Origin of the sequence: Mesorhizobium sp. M7A.F.Ca.US.005.03.2.1, from assembly GCF_003997795.1 — a bacterium.
GTDB classification, from domain to species: domain Bacteria; phylum Pseudomonadota; class Alphaproteobacteria; order Rhizobiales; family Rhizobiaceae; genus Mesorhizobium; species Mesorhizobium ciceri.
This window is the reverse complement of the sequence record NZ_RZRP01001029.1, coordinates 1-1,965: the sequence shown is the minus strand read 5'-3', so window position 1 is coordinate 1,965 and position 1,965 is coordinate 1. Positions and strand designations below refer to the sequence as shown.

Sequence of the window (1,965 nt, the reverse complement as noted above, 5' to 3'; positions counted from 1 at the left end):
CGCTGGCGCTGGCCGGCGAGCCGGACCGTGGCACCGTGGTCTGCGTCGGCGACAGCGTCGAACACGACATATCGGGGGGAAACAGCACCGGCATCGCCACCGCGCTGGTGCTGAGCGGAATACTGGCGGACACACCGGATCTCGCCGCTGTTTTCGACGAACAGCAGGCCTGGCCGGACTACATCATGGACAGCTTCAGCTTCCGCTGACCGCTTCCAGCATGCGCCGCGCGCTCTCCTCGTCGGTGATCAGGATGGTTGGGGCGATGAGGGTCATGGCGCCGAGCAGCGCTTCGGTTTTCTCCTCGCCACCGGAGGTGAGGATGCGGATCGGTGCCTTGCGCAGACGGTCGACATCCACCGACATCACGTGGCTGTTGACGGGGTGGTCGACCAGATCGCCGTTGCGGTCGAAGAAATGGAACAGGAGGTCACCCACGGCGCCACGCGCAAGCAGGGCCTCCCGATCCGCCTCCTCGAGGAAGCCACCACGAGAGAAGGTGGTGGCCGAGGCGATCCCGCCGACGCTCAGCAGAACGGCATCGAGCACGTCGGCCATTTCGAAAATCTCCTGCAGGCCGCAGCGCTCGATCAGGGCGATCTTGGTCTCGACGCTGTCGACCACGGCTGGTGTCGGCATCAGATAGCCGTCGCCCTGGAATATCTGAGCGAAGCGCCAGGCGAACTCGGCTGGGTTGACCCGGCGCACAACGCCGACACCGCCAAGCAGCGAAATCACCTTGAAGTCGGTGAGCGACTTGGCGCTGATGAAAGGCAGGCTCGAGAACAGCGTCTGCCCCCAGCCGACACCGACCCGCATGCCGGACTTCATCGTGTCCGACAGGAAGCTGCCGGTTTTGGCGCTGATCGCTGGTATGGGATCGGCATCGGCTGCCGAAAGCGGCGCCACCAGAGCCTGCTGCAGCCCGAACGTCTTCTCCAATGCGCGCTCAAGCCGCACGATTTCCGACAATTCGCTCTCGATGGTGATCTTCACTTCGTTGCGCGCCCGGGCATCCGCCAGCATGCGCACGATGGTGACGCGACCGACGCCGAGCACGTCGGCGATCTCGTTCTGCGTCATCTGTTCGACGAAATACATCCAGGCGGCGCGAATCCTGAGGCGATCCGTCCGGCTTTCGCTGGCGACCTGCTCGGTTGCCTCGCCTCGACCGTCTTCGCTTTCGCCCTGTCGTCGTCTGCCCAAGTCTGTCTCTCCCCCTGCGGCGACGGACGAGGGCGCCGCCGCCGATTCTGCATGCTGGTCTAGTATCGCCTATTGATCTACCTATCGATAGGAACAATGTAGAGAGTGGCGGCTGCCCGGTCGGCTATCCGCAGCAAATTTCAAGGCGATCCGCGATGCTCCGACAAATCTCCGAAGATGTCCGCGTCAATCTGAAGGACCGGCTGCGGGAAGTCCGCGAAATCATCCGCCAGAGCCGCCATGACGGCAGCGGCGATGCCAGCATCCTGCGCGAAGCAACCAGCCATCTGCCACCGTTTCCAGGCAAGGGCATCGAAGGCCTGCTCAGCCATGCCGCGAGTGCCGTCGACGAAGCACTGTCGATCGCCGAAGCTTTCGTCCCGCATGAGCGCCCGATCAAGGTGGACGGCACCACGGTGAAGGGCCTCGGCACCTATTTCCCGGTCGGCATCGAGGATCGCCAACTGGACGCCGAGCGCCTGTTCCGGCGCGATATGTATTATCTGACCAAAGCGGTGCTTGCCGGCCTGAACATCGACAATGCCCGCATCCACGAAGCCGATTTCGCGGCCGTCCATGCCACGATGCGCAAGCGGCATGGCGATCTCCTGGCCGCATTGGCCGCGCCGGGTGCCGGACTGCAGGCAATCGCGGCCACCTGCTCGGCGCTGCTGGTCGAGTGCCTCAATCAGCGTCCCGTTCGCTTTGCCGAGACCGTGCCGGGAACGCCGGCGGGCGGCCGGGCGCTCGACATAAGCT

General features: G+C 64.3%; 3 protein-coding genes. 2 read left to right on the top strand and 1 reads right to left on the bottom strand.

Annotated elements, in window-relative coordinates:
• On the top strand, positions 1-209 hold a 209-nt coding region (locus tag EN991_RS34145), incomplete at its 5' end, for an HAD hydrolase-like protein (RefSeq protein ID WP_164769590.1).
• Here EN991_RS34145 and EN991_RS34140 read toward each other — a convergent pair.
• Positions 196-1,206 (bottom strand): sugar-binding transcriptional regulator, encoded by a 1,011-nt coding sequence (locus EN991_RS34140; RefSeq protein ID WP_127370386.1) that lies wholly within the window; start codon positions 1,204-1,206, stop codon positions 196-198. The two genes, EN991_RS34145 and EN991_RS34140, sit on opposite strands and share 14 nt — an antisense overlap.
• A gap of 155 nt (positions 1,207-1,361) precedes the next feature.
• On the opposite strand from EN991_RS34140, the gene EN991_RS34135 reads away from it, so the two are divergent.
• A partial coding sequence (locus EN991_RS34135; RefSeq protein ID WP_127370385.1) for a hypothetical protein occupies positions 1,362-1,965 on the top strand: 604 nt, incomplete at its 3' end.